Origin of the sequence: Nonomuraea sp. GTA35 (genome assembly GCF_041950525.1) — a bacterium.
GTDB lineage: Bacteria > Actinomycetota > Actinomycetes > Streptosporangiales > Streptosporangiaceae > Nonomuraea.
The window spans coordinates 724310-740544 of sequence record NZ_JBGNUV010000004.1 but is presented as its reverse complement, the minus strand read 5'-3'; the positions used below and the strand labels follow the sequence as shown (position 1 = coordinate 740544).

Sequence of the window (16235 nt, the reverse complement as noted above, 5' to 3'; positions counted from 1 at the left end):
GATCGGGGCGCGTACGAGGGGCGCGACGCGGGTCCCATCCCGATGCGCCCCCCGAGACCGCACCGCGCGTGGCTACTCCACGACCTCCAGCCCGTTCCCGTCCGGGTCCCGCAGGCTGAACATCGGTGGCACGCCCGGCCAGCGCAGCAGCTCGCCCACCTCCGCCCCGCGCTCCACCAGCTCCTTGTGCAGCGCCGCCGCGTCCGGCACCGAGAGCCGGATGCCCGTTTCGACGCCGGCCTTCGCCTCCGGGCCTGCGGGGACGAGCGCGATCGAGGTCGCGGCCCCCGCCGGCGCCACCTCGATCCACCGCCCGCCGAGTTGCTCCACCGGGGCGTCCAGGCGCTTCTCCAGGCCCAGAACGTCCACGTAGAAGGCGACGGCACGGTCCTGATCGGTGACGGGGACGCCGACGGTCCTGATGCCGGTGATCGCTGCGTCCACTCGCTCGCTCATCTTGAGTCTCCTGTCGTCTGCTCGCCGAGTTGGACTCGTGGATCGTCCTGAACTCATCGCGGCGGACCGGAGAAAACCCGGGGGAACCCGGCTAGCGGCGGTCGTCGTAGCCCGGGTCCACGGTTTCCGGGGCCAGGCCCAGCAGCGTGGCCACCTGCTCCACCACCGTGTCGTGGACCATCGCACCCAGCGTGTCCCTGTCCCGGGCGCGGGCCTCCAGCGGCCGGCGGTACACCACGATGGAGGCGGGGGACTGGCCGGTGGCGGCGTCGGCGCGGCCGAAGGGTATCGGGTCGGAGTTGAGGCGGGGGCCGTCACCCAGCTCGCTCAGCGGCGGGACGTCCTCCACCGCGAACTCCACCGCCGACAGCTGCCTCTCCCAGCGGGGCCTGAGGCGGTCGACCGCGTCGAGCACCAGGTCGTCGAAGCGTTCGCTGCGGGACTTGGCCATGGGGACGTGGGAAGGGGCGAGCGGGCCGCGGAGGCCGCGACCGTGGCGATCGCGCCGTCTGGGACCGCGCTTGGGTATCACGTGTGCAAGTGTACGGGGCCGCTTCGCCGATCCTCAGGAGCGCCGCCGGGGCAGATCGAGGTGGTGGCACGGGGTCGCCTCCCCGCTCTCCGAGAGCGTCGCGGGCAAGATCGGGGTGGTGCGGAGGATTGGGCAGGTCAACAGGTGGGGAAGCCGGGGAAGGTGGTACCGGAGCAAGGGGAGGAGGGTTCGGGGCATGTGGGTGGAAACGCTGCGACAGGTGTCCGAATTGTGGCGACACGCTCGTTAAGAGCGCTCAGGTAGTGGCGCCTCGCACTCTTACCAGATACGGTCCCTCCGTGAGCCCCGTCCGCCGCTGTTCCCGCACCGCCTGCAGCCAGCCTGCCGTCTTCACGCTCACGTACGTATACGCCGACTCGACCGCTGTTCTCGGCCCTCTGGCGACGTACGCGGAGCCACACTGTTATGACCTGTGCGCCGAACACGCCGAGCGGCTGACCGCCCCCCGCGGCTGGGAGGTGGTGCGGCTGCCGACGGACGGCGCCTCGCCCAGCTCCGACGATCTCGAAGCGCTGGCCAACGCGGTCAGGGAGGCCGCGCGGCCCACGTCGTCCGGTGGAGGTGAGCCGGTCGGGCAGGGCGTCGAGGTGAGCCGCCGCGGGCACCTGCGCGTCCTGAGATCGGCCCAGCAGCACCGCGACCGGTAGGCTCGTCCTGTACGGCGGAAACGACCGAGGGGCGGAGCTGGAGAGTGGGCGACCTCGCCAAGATCTTCAAAGCGTACGACGTTCGCGGGGTTGTGCCCGACGAGCTGGACGAGCCGACCGCCGAGGCTGTGGGAGCGGCGTTCGTCGAGGTGACGGGGGCCCAGTCGGTGGTGGTCGCGCATGACATGCGCGAGTCGTCCCCGCTGCTGGCGGAGGCCTTCATCAGGGGCGCCCGCTCGCGCCGTGCCGACGTGGTGCACGCCGGGCTGGGCTCGACCGACCTGCTCTACTACGCCAGCGGCAGCCTGGGGCTGCCCGGGGTGATGTTCACCGCCAGCCACAACCCCGCCCGCTACAACGGCATGAAGATGTGCCGGTCGGGCGCGGTGCCGATCGGCGGTGACACGGGGTTGGCGGAGATCCGCGACAGGGCGGCGGAACTGGTCGGAGTGACGGCCACGCCCACCGGCTCCGTGATCGAGAAGGACCTGCTCCAGGGCTATGCCGACCACCTGCGCGGGCTGGTCGACCTGAGCGGCATCAGGCCGCTGAAGGTGGTCGTCGACGCGGGCAACGGGATGGGCGGTCACACCGTTCCCGCCGTGTTCGAGGGGCTGCCGATCGAGCTAACCCCGCTCTACTTCGAGCTCGACGGCGCCTTCCCCAACCACGAGGCGAACCCGCTGGAGCCGCAGAACCTCCTCGACCTGCAGCGGGCGGTCATCGACAGCGGCGCCGACCTGGGGCTCGCCTTCGACGGCGACGCCGACCGGTGCTGGGTGATCGACGAGCGGGGCGAGTCGGTCCCGCCGTCGGCGATCACCGCCCTGGTCGCGGTGCGCGAGCTGGCCAAGTACCCCGGTGCGACGATCATCCACAATCTGATCACCTCGCTGGGCGTGCCGGAGATCGTGCGCGAGCACGGCGGCGTGCCGGTGCGCACGCGGGTGGGCCACTCGTTCATCAAGGCCGAGATGGCCAGGTCGGGGGCCGTGTTCGGCGGTGAGCACTCGGCCCACTACTACTTCAGGGACTTCTGGTTCGCCGACTCGGGGATGCTGGCCGCCATGCACGTGCTGGCCGCGCTGGGGGAGCAGGAGCGGCCGCTGTCGCAGGTCGTGGAGTCCTACGCGCGTTACCACGCCTCAGGCGAGGTCAACAGCACGGTGTCCGATCAGGCGGAGGCGCTGCGGCGGGTGCGGGAGGCGTTCGCGGGGCGCGGCGAGTTCGACGAGCTCGACGGGCTGACCGTGAGCGGGTCCGGCTGGTGGTTCAACCTGCGGCCCTCCAACACCGAGCCGCTGCTCAGGCTGAACGCCGAGGCGGCCGACGAGAGCAAGATGACGGCGATCAGGGACGAGGTCCTCGCCATTGTGGGAAAGGTGTCAGATTGAAGATCGACGACTGGCTGCTGGAGATCCTCGCCTGCCCGGCGTGCAAGGCCCCGCTGCGGGCGGAGAACGAGGCGGAGGAGCTCGTCTGCACCGGCTGCGGCCTGATCTACCCGGTCCGGGATGACATTCCCGTCCTGCTCGTCGACGAGGCCAGGAAACCGTGACCTGGGAGCCGGAGCGGCTTGACGACCAGCGTCACCTCGGCGAGGGCGATCCTGGCGGCATGCTTCCGGCCGTCGCGGCCTCCGCGGCGCACGTACGCACCGGCTACCGCACCGCCGTCGAGGCCCGCCTCGATCGCCTGGCCGACCACGGGCGCCCGCGCGCCATCGTGGTCGCGGGCATGGGCGGCTCCGCCATCGCCGGCGACATCCTGGCGGCCGTCGTCGGCAACGGCGCGCCGCTGCCGATCGTGACCCTGCGCTCCTACCAGCTCCCCGGCTGGGTGGGGGCCACGGACCTGGTCATCGCCGTCTCCGGCTCGGGCACCACCGAGGAGACGCTGGCGGTCGCCACCCAGGCGGTGCGGCGCGGCTGCACGCTGCTCGGCGTCGGCGCTCCCGGCTCCCCGCTGGAGGCCATCGCCACCCAGGCGTCGGCCGTCTACGTGCCGGTGCCGGTCACCGGCCAGTCCAGGGCGAACCTGTGGCTGCTGAGCATCCCCCCGATCGTGGCGGCGGCGGCGCTGCGGCTGGTGTCGGTGGAGGCCGACCTGTTCGAACGGGTGGCCAGGCTGCTGGAGGACATGGCGCACCGGTGCCGTCCGTCGAGCGAGTCGTTCATCAATCCGGGCAAGTCGCTGGCGATGGACCTGGCCGAGAGCGTGCCGATGGTCTGGGGGTCGTCTCCGGCGGCGTCCGTGGCGGCGTACCGGCTGGTCTGCCAGCTCGGTGCGAACGCGAAGTATCCCGCCATCCACGGCGAGCTGCCCGAGGCCGGCCACCATCAGGTGGAGGTCCTCGACGGGCCGATGGCCGAGCGCGACATCTTCGCCGACGCGGCGGTCCGCACGCTCAGGCTCGTCGTCCTGCGCGATGTCGAGGAGCACCCTCAGGTGACGCGGCGGCGCGAGGCGTCGCTGCGGCTGGCACGCGAGCGCGACGTGCCGGTCACCGAACTGACGGCCGAGGGGGAGCATCCGCTGGAGCGGATGGCGAGCCTCATAGGGCTCGGCGACTATGCGAGCACCTATCTGGCCCTGGGTTATGACATCGATCCGACCTCTGTGTCAGCGATCACTGAGGTAAAGGCGAGGATTTCCCAATAGGATCCTCTATCAGGCCTTTGTAGGTGATCTTTATGACTGGAGTAGACCGGTGAGCGCGAGCGGCGGAACAAAAGCAATCGTTGCGGCCTTGGTCGCGAACCTGTCCATTGCCGTGGCCAAATTCGTGGCAGCGTTCTTCACCGGGTCCTCCTCGATGCTGGCGGAGGGCATTCACTCGGTCGCCGACTCGGGCAACCAGGTGCTGCTGCTGGTCGGCGGCAAGCGGGCGGCCAGGGCCAGAACGAAGGAGCACCCGTTCGGCTACGGGCGCGAGCGGTACTTCTACGCGTTCGTGGTGGCCGTGGTGCTGTTCACGATCGGCGCGGCGTTCTCGCTGTACGAGGGCGTGCACAAGATCTCCGACCCGCACAAGGTGGAGGCGCCCATCTGGGCGTTCGCGGTGCTGATCTTCGCGATCATCGCCGAGACGTTCTCGTTCCGTACGGCGATCATCGAATCGAACGCGGTGCGCGGAAAGCAGTCGTGGGTGGCGTTCATCCGCCGCTCCAAGTCCCCCGAGCTGCCCGTCATCCTGCTGGAGGACCTGGGCGCGCTGTTCGGTCTGATCTTCGCGCTGTTCGGTGTGACGATGGCGGTCGTCACCGGCGACGGTGTCTGGGACGGCATCGGCACCCTGATGATCGGCGTGCTGCTGGCCGTGATCGCGGTCGTGCTCGCCATCGAGACCAAGTCGCTGCTCGTCGGTGAGGGCGCCTCGCCCGACGTGGAGGAGCAGATCAGGACCGCGCTCGAAGGGGCGCCCGAGGTGTCGCGCGTCATCCACATGCGCACGCTGCACCTGGGCCCGGAGGAGCTGCTGGTGGCCGCGAAGATCGCGGTCGAGCACAACGACACGGCGGCCGAGGTGGCGTACGGCATCGACGAGGCCGAGCGGCGCATCCGCGAGGCCGTGCCGATCGCGCGCGTGATCTACCTGGAGCCCGACCTGGACCGCCTCGAGAGCACCTCCGCCTCCGGCTGACCGGCCGGATGGGCGGCGGCGCGCTCGGCGTGCCGCCGCCCGTTCAGCGGGCGCCGCTGGAGGGGCGGAGCAGGCGCAGCGCCTTCTCCTTCTCGAAGTCCAGGGCGCGGCGGGGCACCTGGATACGGCCGATGCGGACCCCGAGGTCGCGTACGGCGGCTGCCACGGCCGGCTCGCTCAGCACCCGCAGCGCGAACGCCAGCTCCGCGGGCGACACGTCGAACTGCTTCTCCAGCTCCACCCCCTGAGCCACGGCGGCCAGCTCCTCGGGCCCGAAACGCCGGTGCGCCCCCTGCTCGCGCACCGGCGGGAGCAGGCCGAGCGCCTCCCGGTACCGGAGCATTCGTGGGGACATTCCGAGCCGCTTGGCCGCTTCCGTGATGCGCATTCTTACATTCTTACGTCAGGTTAGCCCCTCATGAGATGCGTCCTCGTACGAGCGCCGCCTAGACTCGTCGGCGACAACCATCAGTGACGCGAGGGGAAACCCGATGGACTTCAAGGTCGCAGACCTTTCACTTGCCGACTTCGGCCGTAAGGAAATCCGGCTCGCCGAGCACGAGATGCCCGGCCTCATGGCGGTCCGCAAGGAATACGCGGCCTCCCAGCCCCTTCGCGGCGCGAAGATCATGGGCTCCCTGCACATGACGATCCAGACGGCCGTCCTCATCGAGACGCTGGTCGCCCTCGGCGCCGAGGTGCGCTGGGTGAGCTGCAACATCTTCTCCACCCAGGACCACGCCGCCGCCGCGGTCGTCGTCGGCCCCAACGGCACGGTGGACGACCCGCAGGGCGTCCCGGTGTTCGCCTGGAAGGGCGAGACGCTGGAGGAGTACTGGTGGTGCACCGAGCAGGCGCTCACCTGGCCTGACGGCGACGCCCCCAACATGATCCTCGACGACGGCGGCGACGCGACCCTCCTCGTGCACAAGGGCGCCGAGTACGAGAAGGCCGGCGCCGTGCCCCCGGCCACGGCCGAGGACCCGGAGGAGTGGCACGTCATCATCGACCTGCTCACCCGCACGGTCGGCGCCGACAAGAAGTGGACCCGGATCGCCGAGAGCATCAAGGGCGTCACCGAGGAGACCACGACCGGCGTGCACCGCCTCTACGAGATGCACAAGAACGGCCAGCTCCTCTTCCCGGCGATCAACGTCAACGACTCGGTCACCAAGTCGAAGTTCGACAACAAGTACGGCTGCCGCCACTCCGTCATCGACGGCCTCAACCGCGCCACCGACGTGCTGATCGGCGGCAAGGTGGCCGTGGTCTGCGGCTACGGCGACGTCGGCAAGGGCTGCGCCGACGCGCTGCGTGGCCAGGGCGCCCGCGTCATCGTCACCGAGATCGACCCGATCTGCGCGCTCCAGGCGGCCATGGACGGCTTCCAGGTCACCACGCTGGACGAGGTCGTCGGCATCGCCGACATCTTCGTCACCTGCACCGGCAACTTCAACATCATCACCGCCGAGCACATGGCGAAGATGAAGCACCAGGCGATCGTCTCCAACATCGGCCACTTCGACAACGAGATCGACATGGCCGGCCTGGGCCGCACCGAGGGCATCGTCAGGAACAACATCAAGCCCCAGGTCGACGAGTGGGTCTTCCCCGACGGGCACTCGATCCTCGTCCTCGCCGAGGGCCGCCTGATGAACCTGGGCTGCGCGACCGGCCACCCCAGCTTCGTCATGTCCAACTCGTTCACCAACCAGGTGATCGCGCAGATCGAGCTGTTCACCAAGACCTCCGAGTACCCGATCGGCGTGTACACGCTGCCCAAGCACCTGGACGAGAAGGTCGCCCGCCTGCACCTCGACGCGCTGGGCGTGAAGCTCACCGAGCTGACGAAGGAGCAGGCCGCCTACATCGGCGTCCACGTCGAGGGCCCCTACAAGTCCGACCACTACCGTTACTGAGAAAGATCAAGCTCCGAGAGGTTGCTGCTCGCCTCTCGGAGCTTTCCCCTTTCCCTCTTCTTACGGCAAGCCGGGGTCACCCGCACGCGCCGACGTCACCTCCGTCCGTCATGGCCGGTCGTGAAGGCTCACGGGCCGGGCGCCGTGACGAGCGTGACCTCGGCCGTCTTCTTCGGTTTAAGGTTGGCCATGGACCTCAGTGAAAGCGGTGAGCGGCAGATCTCCTGGGCCGCCCGCTCGATGCCGGTGCTCACGGCGATCGGTGAGCGGTTCGCGCTCGAACGGCCGCTCGACGGGCTGAGGATCGCGGCCTGCCTGCACGTCACCGCCGAGACCGCCGTGCTGCTGGGCGCCCTGAAGGCGGGCGGGGCCGAGATCGCGCTGGCCGCCTCCAATCCCCTCTCCACGCAGGACGACGTCGCCGACGCGCTCAGAAGTTACGGGATCGCGGTGCACGCCCGCGCCGGGGTCGATCGGGCGACCTACTACCGGCACATCCACCAGGCGCTCGACCTGGGCCCCGAGCTCGTCCTGGACGACGGGTGCGACCTGGTGAACATCCTGCACACCGAGCGCACGGACCTGCTCGACGGGGTCACCGGCGGGTGCGAGGAGACCACGACCGGGATCATCCGGCTGCGGCAGATGGCGGCCGAGGAGGCGCTGCGGTTCCCCGTCGTGGCCGTGAACGACACCCGGACCAAGCGCATGTTCGACAACCGGTACGGGACCGGCCAGTCCACGCTGGACGGGATCATGCGGGCCACCAACACCATGCTCGCCGGGCGGACCGTGGTCGTGGCCGGATTCGGGTACTGCGGGCGCGGGGTGGCCGAGCGGGCCAAGGGGTTCGGGGCGCGGGTGATCGTGACCGAGATCGACGCGGTGAAGGCGCTGGACGCGACCCTGCAGGGGTACGAGGTGCGGCCGATGGCGCAGGCCGCGCTGCTCGGCGACCTGTTCGTCACCGTGACGGGCAACCGCGACGTGATCAGGGCCGAGCACCTGTCGGTGATGAAGGACGGGGCCATCCTGGCCAACGCGGGGCACTTCGACGTGGAGATCGACGTGCGGGCCCTGGACGAGATGGCCCACGAGGTGCACAGGGGCGTGCGGCCCAACACCGACGAGTACGTGATGCCCGACGGGCGGCGGCTGCTGCTGCTGGCCGAGGGGCGGCTGGTCAACCTCACCGCCGCCGAGGGGCATCCGGCGGCCGTCATGGACATGTCGTTCTCCGCGCAGGCGCTCGCGGTGGCGTGGCTCGTCGGGGAGCGGGCGAATCTCGCGCCCGGCGTCTACGACGTGCCGGAGGAGATCGATCACGAGGTGGCCAGGCTCAAGCTCGCCGCCACCGGCATCGGCATCGACCTGCTGACGGCCGAGCAGGAGGAGTACCTGCACTCCTGGCGGATGGGCTCCTAGGGAGCCGTGCGGCGGGTGCGCCCGGCTCCTACGGGGAGCCGTGCGGCTGCGCCCGCGCCGCCCCGGACCGGCGAGGAGTCGTGCGGCGCGAACGGGGCGCGCCCGCGCCGCCCTGGGCCGGCGAGGAGCCGTCAGGCGGACAGGTGATCCCGGGCCGCGTCGGTGAGGCGGGCGCCGAGGTCGCGGATGTGCCGGACGAGCTCGGGCGGCTCGTGCACCTCGAACGGAACGCCGAGCTGCGCGACCCACATGGCCAGCTCGTCGAGGGAGTTCGATCCGGTGCTGAGGACGCAGGCGTCGTCGCCGTCGGGCTCGACCACCGCCATCGTCGGCGGCATCCGGGCGGCGACCACGTCGGCGGAGGCGTGCACCGTGAAGCGGCCGCGGTAGCGGTAGGGGTCGACGGAGATCCGTCCCGAGACGTAGCGGACGAGGTCGTCACCGGGCGGCCGGCGGGGCGTGAAGCGGGGCCCGTTGGGCGTGTGCAGGCGCAGCCGGTCGACGCGGAACGTGCGCCAGCCGGTCCGGCCGGTGTCCCACGCCACCAGGTACCAGCGGCGGCCCGAGTTGACCAGCCGGTACGGCTCGGCGGTGCGGACGTCCTCGGCGCCGTCGTGGGAGCGGTAGTCGAAGCGCAGGCTCTCCCGGTCGCGCACGGCCGCGGCGATCGCGGTGAGCACGGCCGGGTCGACGGCCGAGGCCGTGGACCCGGCCAGCGGGACCGTGACCGACCGCAGGTTGCCGACGCGGTGCCGGAGCCGGGACGGCAGGACCTGTTCGAGCTTGGTGAGGGCGCGCAGCGAGGTCTCCTCGATGCCCGCCACGCCGGAGACGGCGGCGGTGCCGAGCCCGATGGCGACCGCGACGGCCTCGTCGTCGTCGAGCAGCAGCGGCGGGAGCCCGGCGCCCGCGCCCAGCCGGTAGCCGGGGGCGCCCGCGGTGGCGTGCACGGTGTAGCCGAGCTCGCGCAGCCGGTCGATGTCGCGCCGGATCGTGCGGGGCGAGACGCCGAGCCGCTCGGCCAGCTCCGCGCCCGGCCAGTCGCGGGGGGTCTGCAGCAGCGAGAGCAGCCGCAGCAGGCGCGCCGAAGTCTCCGACATGACGTCCATCCTAGGACCGGATCTGTCCTAACCCGTTCCTAGCATGAGGGACATGACCGAAGACGCGCGAATCCACCCCTTCCGTATCGACATCCCGCAGGCGGAGCTGGACGACCTGCACGCCCGGCTGGCGGCGACCCGCTGGCCGGACGAGCTGCCCGGGGTGGGCTGGTCCTACGGGGTCCCCACGAGCTATGCGAAGAAGCTGGCCGATCACTGGCGCACCGGCTTCGACTGGCGTGCCGCCGAGGCCAGGTTGAACGCCTTCCCGCAGTTCACGACCCCGATCGACGGCCAGAACATCCACTTCGTGCACGTCCGCTCGGCCGAGCCCGACGCGCTGCCGCTGATCATCACGCACGGCTGGCCCGGCTCCGTCGCCGAGTTCCTGAACGTCATCGGCCCGCTCACCGATCCGGCGGCGCACGGCGGCGACCGCGCCGACGCCTTCCACGTCGTCGCCCCGTCGATTCCCGGCTTCGGCTTCTCGGGGCCCACCACCGAGACCGGCTGGGACCTGCAGCGGGTCGCGCGGGCCTGGGCGCAGCTCATGGACCGGCTCGGCTACCGGCGCTACGGCGCCCAGGGCGGCGACAGCGGCTCGGTCATCTCGCCGATGCTCGGCCGTACCGTCCCGGAGAACGTGATCGGCGTGCATGTCAACGGCGCGCTCGGGTTCCCCACCGGCGACCCGGCGGAGCTCGCCGGGCTGACCCCCGCCGAGCTGGCACGCCTCGACCAGTACCAGGACCAGGACGGGGCGGGCTACGCGATCATCCAGGCCACCCGGCCGCAGACTCTCGCGTTCGGGCTGCACGACTCGCCCGCGGGCCAGCTCGCGTGGATCGTGGAGAAGTTCAAGGAGTGGACCGACCCGGCCCGCGACCTGCCCGAGGACGCGGTGGACCGCGACCAGTTGCTCACCGACGTGAGCATCTACTGGTTCACCGGGACGGCGGCCTCGGCCGCCCGCCTCTACAAGGAGGGTCAGCAGGGATGGGGTGCGGTGGCCGAGTACTCGGCGCTGCCGCACGGGGTCGCCGTCTTCCCCGGCGACGCGGGGGTCCGCCGGATCGCCGAGCGGGAGCACAACGTCGTGCACTGGTCGGAGTTCGACCGGGGCGGCCACTTCGCCGCGATGGAGGCACCCGACCTGCTCGTGGACGACATCCGGGCCTTCTTCCGCTCCCTGCGATGACCCTTGGGGGCGCGGCCCGGGCGCGGGGCGAGCGGCCAGGCCGGTGCGTGGTTTGTGCTCCCGCCGGCCTCAGGGCGCCGGGTTCTGCGCCAGCAGGCGCTTGCGCTCGGCGGTGTAGTGCCACCACGGGAGGGCCGGCTCGCCCTCGGCCTGGCGTACGGCGGACATGACGGTGTCGAGCAGGCACGGGTCCTCGCGCTTGCCGCCGGCGGCCGACATCCGCTCGTACAGGTCGAGCGGGTCCGCGCGTAGGCGCCGCCGAACTGGCGCGGCTCGGTGACGAAGGGCGACCCGGGCCCGGCCAGGGCGGCGATGGCCTCGACGGCTTCCGGCGTCAGCTCGCGCAGCAGCACGTTCCGGTCACTGCTCGTCCTCATGCAGGCGACGGTATGCGGGGCGCTCCGGGCGCGGCTTGCAGGAATCGGAGGTCCGGCGACGAGCGGGGATCAGGGGCCGGCACTGCGAGGACCGGCCGGTCGGCGGGCGGTCCGGCGAGGGCCGGTCCCGGGGGTTCAGAGGTTCAGGGGGCGGTCTGCATCTCCTGCATGCGGCGGATCTCGGCCGCCTGCTCCACGCTGACGTCGGACGCCAGCTCCTCGATCTTGATGTGCGCCCCGCCGGTCAGCACCTGCTTCGACATCTCGATGGCGCCCAGATGGTGGTCGATCATGAGCTGCAGGAACAGCCGGTCGAACTCCTTGCCCCGGGCCGCCTTCAGCGCCGCCAACTGCTCGGGCGTGGCCATCCCCGGCATGCCGTCGTGGCGGCCGTGGTGGTCGGGCACCGCCTGCTCCTGCTCCCGCAGCCAGGTGGACATGTACTGGATCTCGGGGCCCTGCACGTCCTGGATCCGGTCCGCCAGGTTCTTGAGCTTGGAGGATTCGGCGCGGTTCGGGGCGAGCAGCGCCATGTCCACGGCCTGCCGGTGGTGGACGATCATGTTCTGGACGTACGTCACGTCCGCGGCGTTGGCGGTGGCCGGGGGGACGGCGGTGGCGGCCTCCTCGGGGGAGAGGGTCCTCGCCTGCTCACCCGGGCGGCCGGGGGCGATCACCGGTGCCGAGGAGTCGGCCCTGGGGGCCTGCGGGGTCGTGCCGGAGCTGCAACCCGACACGGCGACGGCAAGGGCCACGACGACGAGCGCAGCGCGCACTCAGCCTCCTGACTGAACGGGGTACAGCATGCGCACTCTAGGTGAAAACCGTACTAATTGAAAGAGGTCGAATCGCAACAAAATTTGACATGTTGGACGCTGGTCGGCGAGGCCGGAAGGGGTGAGGATTGCGTAGATTTACGCCCCCTTTATTGGAGGTTAGGTGTTAACCCCCCGCAAAGCCCTCATCCTGGTGGCGGCGTTCGCCGCGTGCGTGGGCGTGACGGCCCCCGTCCAGGCTGCGGACATCCCGGCTCCCGGCGAGATCGTCATGAGCCCCAACATGAAGCACGTCACGAACGTGCCCAAGCCCCAAGCCCTGTCCGACATCAACACGGACATGGCCTTCCAGGGCGACTACGCCTACGTCGGCAACTACTTCGGCTTCTCGATCTACGACATCAGGAACCCGAAGAGGACCTCGCTGGTCAGCTCCGTCGTCTGCCCCGGCGGGCAGATGGACGTCAGCGTGTACGGCGATCTGCTGTTCGGCTCCGTCGACTCCTCGCGCAACAACGACTCGTGCAGCAGCACGGGGCAGAGCGCCACGATCAAGGAGTCGTGGGAGGGCATCCGGATCTTCGACGTCTCGAACAAGGCCGCTCCGACGTACATCAAGTCGGTCGAGACGAACTGCGGCTCGCACACGCACACGCTGGTGCCCGACCGCAGGCGGCAGAACGTCTACCTCTACATCTCCTCCTACGGCCCGAGCGACACCTACCCGGACTGCAAGACGCCGCACGACCTGATCTCCATCATCAAGGTGCCGCTGCGGAACCCGGCCGCGGCCTCGGTCATCGCCACGCCGAACCTGTTCCCCGACGGCGGGTACCCGGGCGTCCCGCTGCCCTACCCGGACGGCAAGACGGCCACGGCCGGCTGCCACGACATCACCGCCTACCCGGAGAAGGGCATCGCCGCGGGCGCGTGCATGGGTGAGGGCATCCTGCTCGACATCCGCGACCCCGAGCAGCCCAAGGTCACCGCGACCGTCCGTGACGAGACGAACTTCGCCTTCTGGCACTCGGCCACCTTCAACAACGAGGGCACCAAGGTCATCTTCACCGACGAGCTCGGCGGCGGCACCAGGGCGACCTGCAACGAGGCCATCGGGCCGAACCGGGGCGCCAACGCCTACTACGACATCGTCGGCGGGCAGCTCCAGTTCAGGAGCTACTTCAAGATCGCACGGCACCAGGCCGACACGGAGAACTGCGTGGCGCACAACGGCTCGCTGATCCCGGTCAAGGGCCGCGACATCATGGTGCAGGCGTGGTACCAGGGCGGGATCTCGGTGGTGGACTTCACCGACTCCGCGCACCCGAAGGAGATCGCCTACTTCGAGCGCGGCCCCGACAACACCGCCGGGCCGCTGTACGGCGGCTTCTGGTCCGCCTACTACTACAACGGCTACATCTACGGCTCCGACTTCCACCAGGGCCTGGACGTGCTGAAGATCAACGACTGGCGGACGAACCAGGCCAACGGCGTGAAGATGCGCTCGCTGAACGCGCAGACGCAGGCGTCGTACCCCGAGCGCGGGCACGGCCACGGGTAGATCGTGCGGCGGAGCTCCCATCGGGGCCCGCACCCTTCTGTGTTCCGCATCCCACGTGCACGTTCACACTCGTCAGAACGTGATCAAGGAGGCTCCCGAGTGTCCCTGAAGCGCCGTTCCATCGTCATGGTCGCGGCGGCAGCCGTCTTAGCGCTGGCCGGAATGCCCGCGCAGGCCGCCGACATCCCGCCGCCCGACACCGTGGTCACCAGCCCCAACGTGACGCACGTCCTGAACGTCCCCAAGCCCGCCCCGATCGCCGGCACCATCAACACCGACCTCGCCTTCCAGGGCGACTACGCCTACGTCGGCAACTACGGCGGCTTCTCCATCTACGACATCAGGAACCCCAGGAAGGTCAGGCCGGTCAGCTCCGTGGTCTGCCCCGGCTCCCAGATGGACGTCAGCGTCTACGGCGACCTGCTGTTCGCGGCCGTGGACTCCTCCCGCAACAACGACTCGTGCAGCAGCACCGGGCAGAGCGCCTCGATCAAGGAGTCGTGGGAGGGCGTGCGCATCTTCGACGTCTCCGACAAGGCCAACCCGCGCTACATCAAGTCGGTCGAGACCAACTGCGGCTCCCACACCCTGACCCTGGTGCCGGGCAAGGGCCGCGACCGGCACCGGAACGTCTACATCTACGTGTCGTCGTACCAGCCGGCCGACAACTTCCCCGACTGCATGCCGCCGCACGACAAGATCTCGATCATCAAGGTGCCGCTTCATGACCCGGCCGGCGCCGCGGTCGCCGCCACCCCGGTCGTCTTCCCCGACGGCGGCAACGAGACCCAGCCCGGCCTGCTCCTGCCGACCAGCGGCTGCCACGACATCACCGTCTACGCCGAGAAGGACATCGCCGCGGGCGCGTGCATGGGTGACGGCGTGCTGTTCGACATCCGCGACCGGCTGAACCCCCAGGTCACCGCCAGGACGACCGACCCGAACTTCGCGTTCTGGCACTCCGCCACCTTCAGCAACGACGCCAGGAAGGTCGTCTTCACCGACGAGCTCGGCGGCGGCGGCGGAGCGACCTGCAACGAGGCCACCGGACCGAACCGCGGGGCGGACGCCATCTACGAGATCGTGAAGGGGCAGCTCGTGTTCAAGAGCTACTTCAAGATCTCGCGCCACCAGGCCGACAGCGAGAACTGCGTGGCGCACAACGGCTCGCTGATCCCCGTCAAGGGCCGCGACATCATGGTGCAGGCCTGGTACATGGGCGGGGTGTCGATCTGGGACTTCACCGACGCCGCCAACCCGAGGGAGATCGGCTACTTCGAGCGTGGTCCCCGCGCGGCGGGCGGCGGCGGTGGCATCTGGTCCGCCTACTACTACAACGGCTACATCTACGGGGCCGACTTCCACGAGGGCCTCGACGTCATCAAGATCAACGATCCGCTCACCGACAGCGCCAGGTACGTGCGTACCGAGCGGCTGAACACCCAGACGCAGGAGTCGTACCACGGCCGGAGGCACGGCTGAGGTGACGGCTCGCGCGCCCCGTGACCGCGCTCACTGAGGCGGCGCGAACCCGCCCGGGGTCGCCTTCGGCGGCTCCGGCGCGGGTGCGGGCGGAGGCTGTTGCTGCTGGTACGGGGACGGGCCAGGCGGCGCGTACGGTGCCGGTGCCGGCGGCATGTGCGGCCCTGCCGGGCCGTGAGGCCCTGGTTGCGCGTAGGGCCCCTGCGGCGCGTAAGGCGCGGCCGGTGCGTAGGGCCCCTGCGGCGCGTAGGGCCCGGCCGGTGTGTTGGACCCCTGCGGCGCGTACGGGCCCTGCTGCGGCTGACCGTTCCCCAGGCGCTGCGCGAACCGCGCCTGCTCCCGGCGCCGGCGCTCCGCCAGGACGGCGCTCAGGTACGCGTGCGCCGGCACCCCGCCAGGAGCCGCCGGCGAGACGAAGGCCGCCACCTGGGTCGCGATGCGCACCCCCATCTCGTACTGCACCTGCGGCGTGAGGTCGTGCCAGCGCGTCAGGTACTGCCGGGCGGCCTGCGCCACCTCGTCCGGCAGCTGGGACAGCTCCAGCGTGGCCGCCCAGCTCACGAGCTGCGGCGGCATGACGATGACCTGCCCCGAGTCGCGCGGCGCCCGCTCGGAGATCACGATGGTGCCCGCGAACACGTCGCCGAGCCGCTTGCCCCGCTGCGAGACCATCGACGCGATGAGCGCCGGCGCCCCCGAGAACATCCAGAACTCCACGACCCCGGCCAGCCCGCGGAACAGCGCCTGCCTGAAGCGCTCGGGGCTGCCGTCGTCGCCGACCACCCGGAGCCCGAGCGCCAGCTTGCCGAGGCTGCGGCCCCTGCTGAGGGTCTCGAAGATCACGGGGTAGCCGACCAGCACCAGCACGACCAGGACGACCATGACGGCCCCGAACATGGCGGCGTCCGTGATGGCCGCGAACGCTCCCAGCAACGCGTAGGCGGCGACCAGGACGGTGAACTGCACGGCCATGTCGATGACGATCGCCAGGGCCCGGGAGGGCATCTGCGCCACCCGCACTTCGACGACGACGGCGTCGCCGGTCACAACCTCCGACATATGTGGAGCCTAACGGCAATGTCCGGGTGATTGAGCGGC

General features: G+C 70.4%; 16 protein-coding genes and 1 pseudogene. 10 read left to right on the top strand and 7 right to left on the bottom strand.

Annotation, left to right across the window (positions count from 1 at the left end; genetic code table 11):
• Positions 1 to 72: 72 nt before the first annotated feature.
• Positions 73 to 456 carry a VOC family protein gene (locus ACBJ32_RS21895; RefSeq protein WP_375128260.1) on the bottom strand — a complete coding sequence of 128 codons (384 nt, stop codon included), beginning with the start codon at positions 454 to 456 and terminating at the stop codon, positions 73 to 75.
• Between the two features lie 91 nt (positions 457 to 547).
• Complete coding sequence (locus ACBJ32_RS21890) at positions 548 to 907, bottom strand: metallopeptidase family protein (RefSeq protein ID WP_357873261.1); 360 nt, start codon at positions 905 to 907, stop codon at positions 548 to 550.
• A 380-nt stretch (positions 908 to 1287) separates the two neighbouring features.
• On the opposite strand from ACBJ32_RS21890, the gene ACBJ32_RS21885 reads away from it, so the two are divergent.
• Genes ACBJ32_RS21885 through ACBJ32_RS21865 form a run of 5 tightly spaced genes read left to right on the top strand, consistent with a single transcriptional unit; the run spans position 1288 to position 5299 of the window.
• The gene (locus ACBJ32_RS21885; RefSeq protein ID WP_080042876.1) at positions 1288 to 1656 is read left to right on the top strand and encodes a DUF3499 domain-containing protein; all 369 of its coding nucleotides are present in this window, start codon (positions 1288 to 1290) and stop codon (positions 1654 to 1656) included.
• Positions 1657 to 1700: 44 nt separating this feature from the next.
• On the top strand, positions 1701 to 3050 hold the full coding sequence (locus ACBJ32_RS21880; RefSeq protein ID WP_375128259.1) for a phosphomannomutase/phosphoglucomutase: 1350 nt from the start codon (positions 1701 to 1703) through the stop codon (positions 3048 to 3050).
• The gene (locus ACBJ32_RS21875) at positions 3047 to 3214 is read left to right on the top strand and encodes a Trm112 family protein (RefSeq protein WP_080042874.1); all 168 of its coding nucleotides are present in this window, start codon (positions 3047 to 3049) and stop codon (positions 3212 to 3214) included. The genes ACBJ32_RS21880 and ACBJ32_RS21875 overlap by 4 nt, the downstream gene beginning before the upstream one ends.
• Entirely contained in the window at positions 3211 to 4317 is a 1107-nt protein-coding gene (locus ACBJ32_RS21870; protein ID WP_375128258.1) for an SIS domain-containing protein, read from the top strand. The genes ACBJ32_RS21875 and ACBJ32_RS21870 overlap by 4 nt, the downstream gene beginning before the upstream one ends.
• Positions 4318 to 4366: 49 nt before the next feature.
• Complete coding sequence (locus ACBJ32_RS21865) at positions 4367 to 5299, top strand: cation diffusion facilitator family transporter (RefSeq protein WP_375128257.1); 933 nt, start codon at positions 4367 to 4369, stop codon at positions 5297 to 5299.
• Positions 5300 to 5342: 43 nt separating this feature from the next.
• Here the strand turns inward: ACBJ32_RS21865 and ACBJ32_RS21860 are convergent, their stop codons facing one another.
• Positions 5343 to 5687 (bottom strand): MerR family DNA-binding transcriptional regulator, encoded by a 345-nt coding sequence (locus ACBJ32_RS21860; protein ID WP_357873272.1) that lies wholly within the window; start codon positions 5685 to 5687, stop codon positions 5343 to 5345.
• Between the two features lie 103 nt (positions 5688 to 5790).
• Here ACBJ32_RS21860 and ahcY point away from each other — a divergent pair, with 103 nt between their 5' ends.
• Both ahcY and ACBJ32_RS21850 read left to right on the top strand, forming a co-directional pair.
• Positions 5791 to 7218, top strand: coding sequence for an adenosylhomocysteinase (ahcY, locus tag ACBJ32_RS21855; protein WP_375128256.1), 1428 nt, complete (start codon positions 5791 to 5793; stop codon positions 7216 to 7218).
• A 189-nt stretch (positions 7219 to 7407) separates the two neighbouring features.
• On the top strand, positions 7408 to 8643 hold the full coding sequence (locus tag ACBJ32_RS21850; RefSeq protein ID WP_357873277.1) for an adenosylhomocysteinase: 1236 nt from the start codon (positions 7408 to 7410) through the stop codon (positions 8641 to 8643).
• A 131-nt stretch (positions 8644 to 8774) separates the two neighbouring features.
• Here ACBJ32_RS21850 and ACBJ32_RS21845 read toward each other — a convergent pair whose 3' ends face one another.
• Complete coding sequence (locus tag ACBJ32_RS21845; protein ID WP_375128255.1) at positions 8775 to 9743, bottom strand: helix-turn-helix transcriptional regulator; 969 nt, start codon at positions 9741 to 9743, stop codon at positions 8775 to 8777.
• A gap of 43 nt (positions 9744 to 9786) precedes the next feature.
• Between ACBJ32_RS21845 and ACBJ32_RS21840 the strand changes: the two genes are divergently transcribed.
• Positions 9787 to 10941, top strand: a complete 1155-nt coding sequence (locus ACBJ32_RS21840; protein ID WP_375128254.1) for an epoxide hydrolase family protein — start codon at positions 9787 to 9789, stop codon at positions 10939 to 10941.
• A gap of 69 nt (positions 10942 to 11010) precedes the next feature.
• Here the strand turns inward: ACBJ32_RS21840 and ACBJ32_RS21835 are convergent.
• Together ACBJ32_RS21835 and ACBJ32_RS21830 are read right to left on the bottom strand one after the other, a co-directional pair.
• Positions 11011 to 11175 (bottom strand): annotated as a pseudogene (locus tag ACBJ32_RS21835) (helix-hairpin-helix domain-containing protein); the annotation flags it as partial.
• Positions 11176 to 11461: 286 nt separating this feature from the next.
• Positions 11462 to 12094 carry a DUF305 domain-containing protein gene (locus ACBJ32_RS21830; protein WP_375128253.1) on the bottom strand — a complete coding sequence of 211 codons (633 nt, stop codon included), beginning with the start codon at positions 12092 to 12094 and terminating at the stop codon, positions 11462 to 11464.
• A gap of 163 nt (positions 12095 to 12257) precedes the next feature.
• Between ACBJ32_RS21830 and ACBJ32_RS21825 the strand changes: the two genes are divergently transcribed.
• Together ACBJ32_RS21825 and ACBJ32_RS21820 are read left to right on the top strand one after the other, a co-directional pair.
• Positions 12258 to 13655, top strand: coding sequence for an LVIVD repeat-containing protein (locus tag ACBJ32_RS21825; RefSeq protein ID WP_375128252.1), 1398 nt, complete (start codon positions 12258 to 12260; stop codon positions 13653 to 13655).
• A gap of 99 nt (positions 13656 to 13754) precedes the next feature.
• A complete protein-coding gene (locus ACBJ32_RS21820; protein WP_375128251.1) occupies positions 13755 to 15137 on the top strand; it encodes an LVIVD repeat-containing protein in 1383 nt (460 codons plus the stop codon).
• A gap of 30 nt (positions 15138 to 15167) precedes the next feature.
• Here ACBJ32_RS21820 and ACBJ32_RS21815 read toward each other — a convergent pair whose 3' ends face one another.
• The gene (locus ACBJ32_RS21815; protein ID WP_375128250.1) at positions 15168 to 16196 is read right to left on the bottom strand and encodes an RDD family protein; all 1029 of its coding nucleotides are present in this window, start codon (positions 16194 to 16196) and stop codon (positions 15168 to 15170) included.
• Positions 16197 to 16235 lie beyond the last annotated feature (39 nt).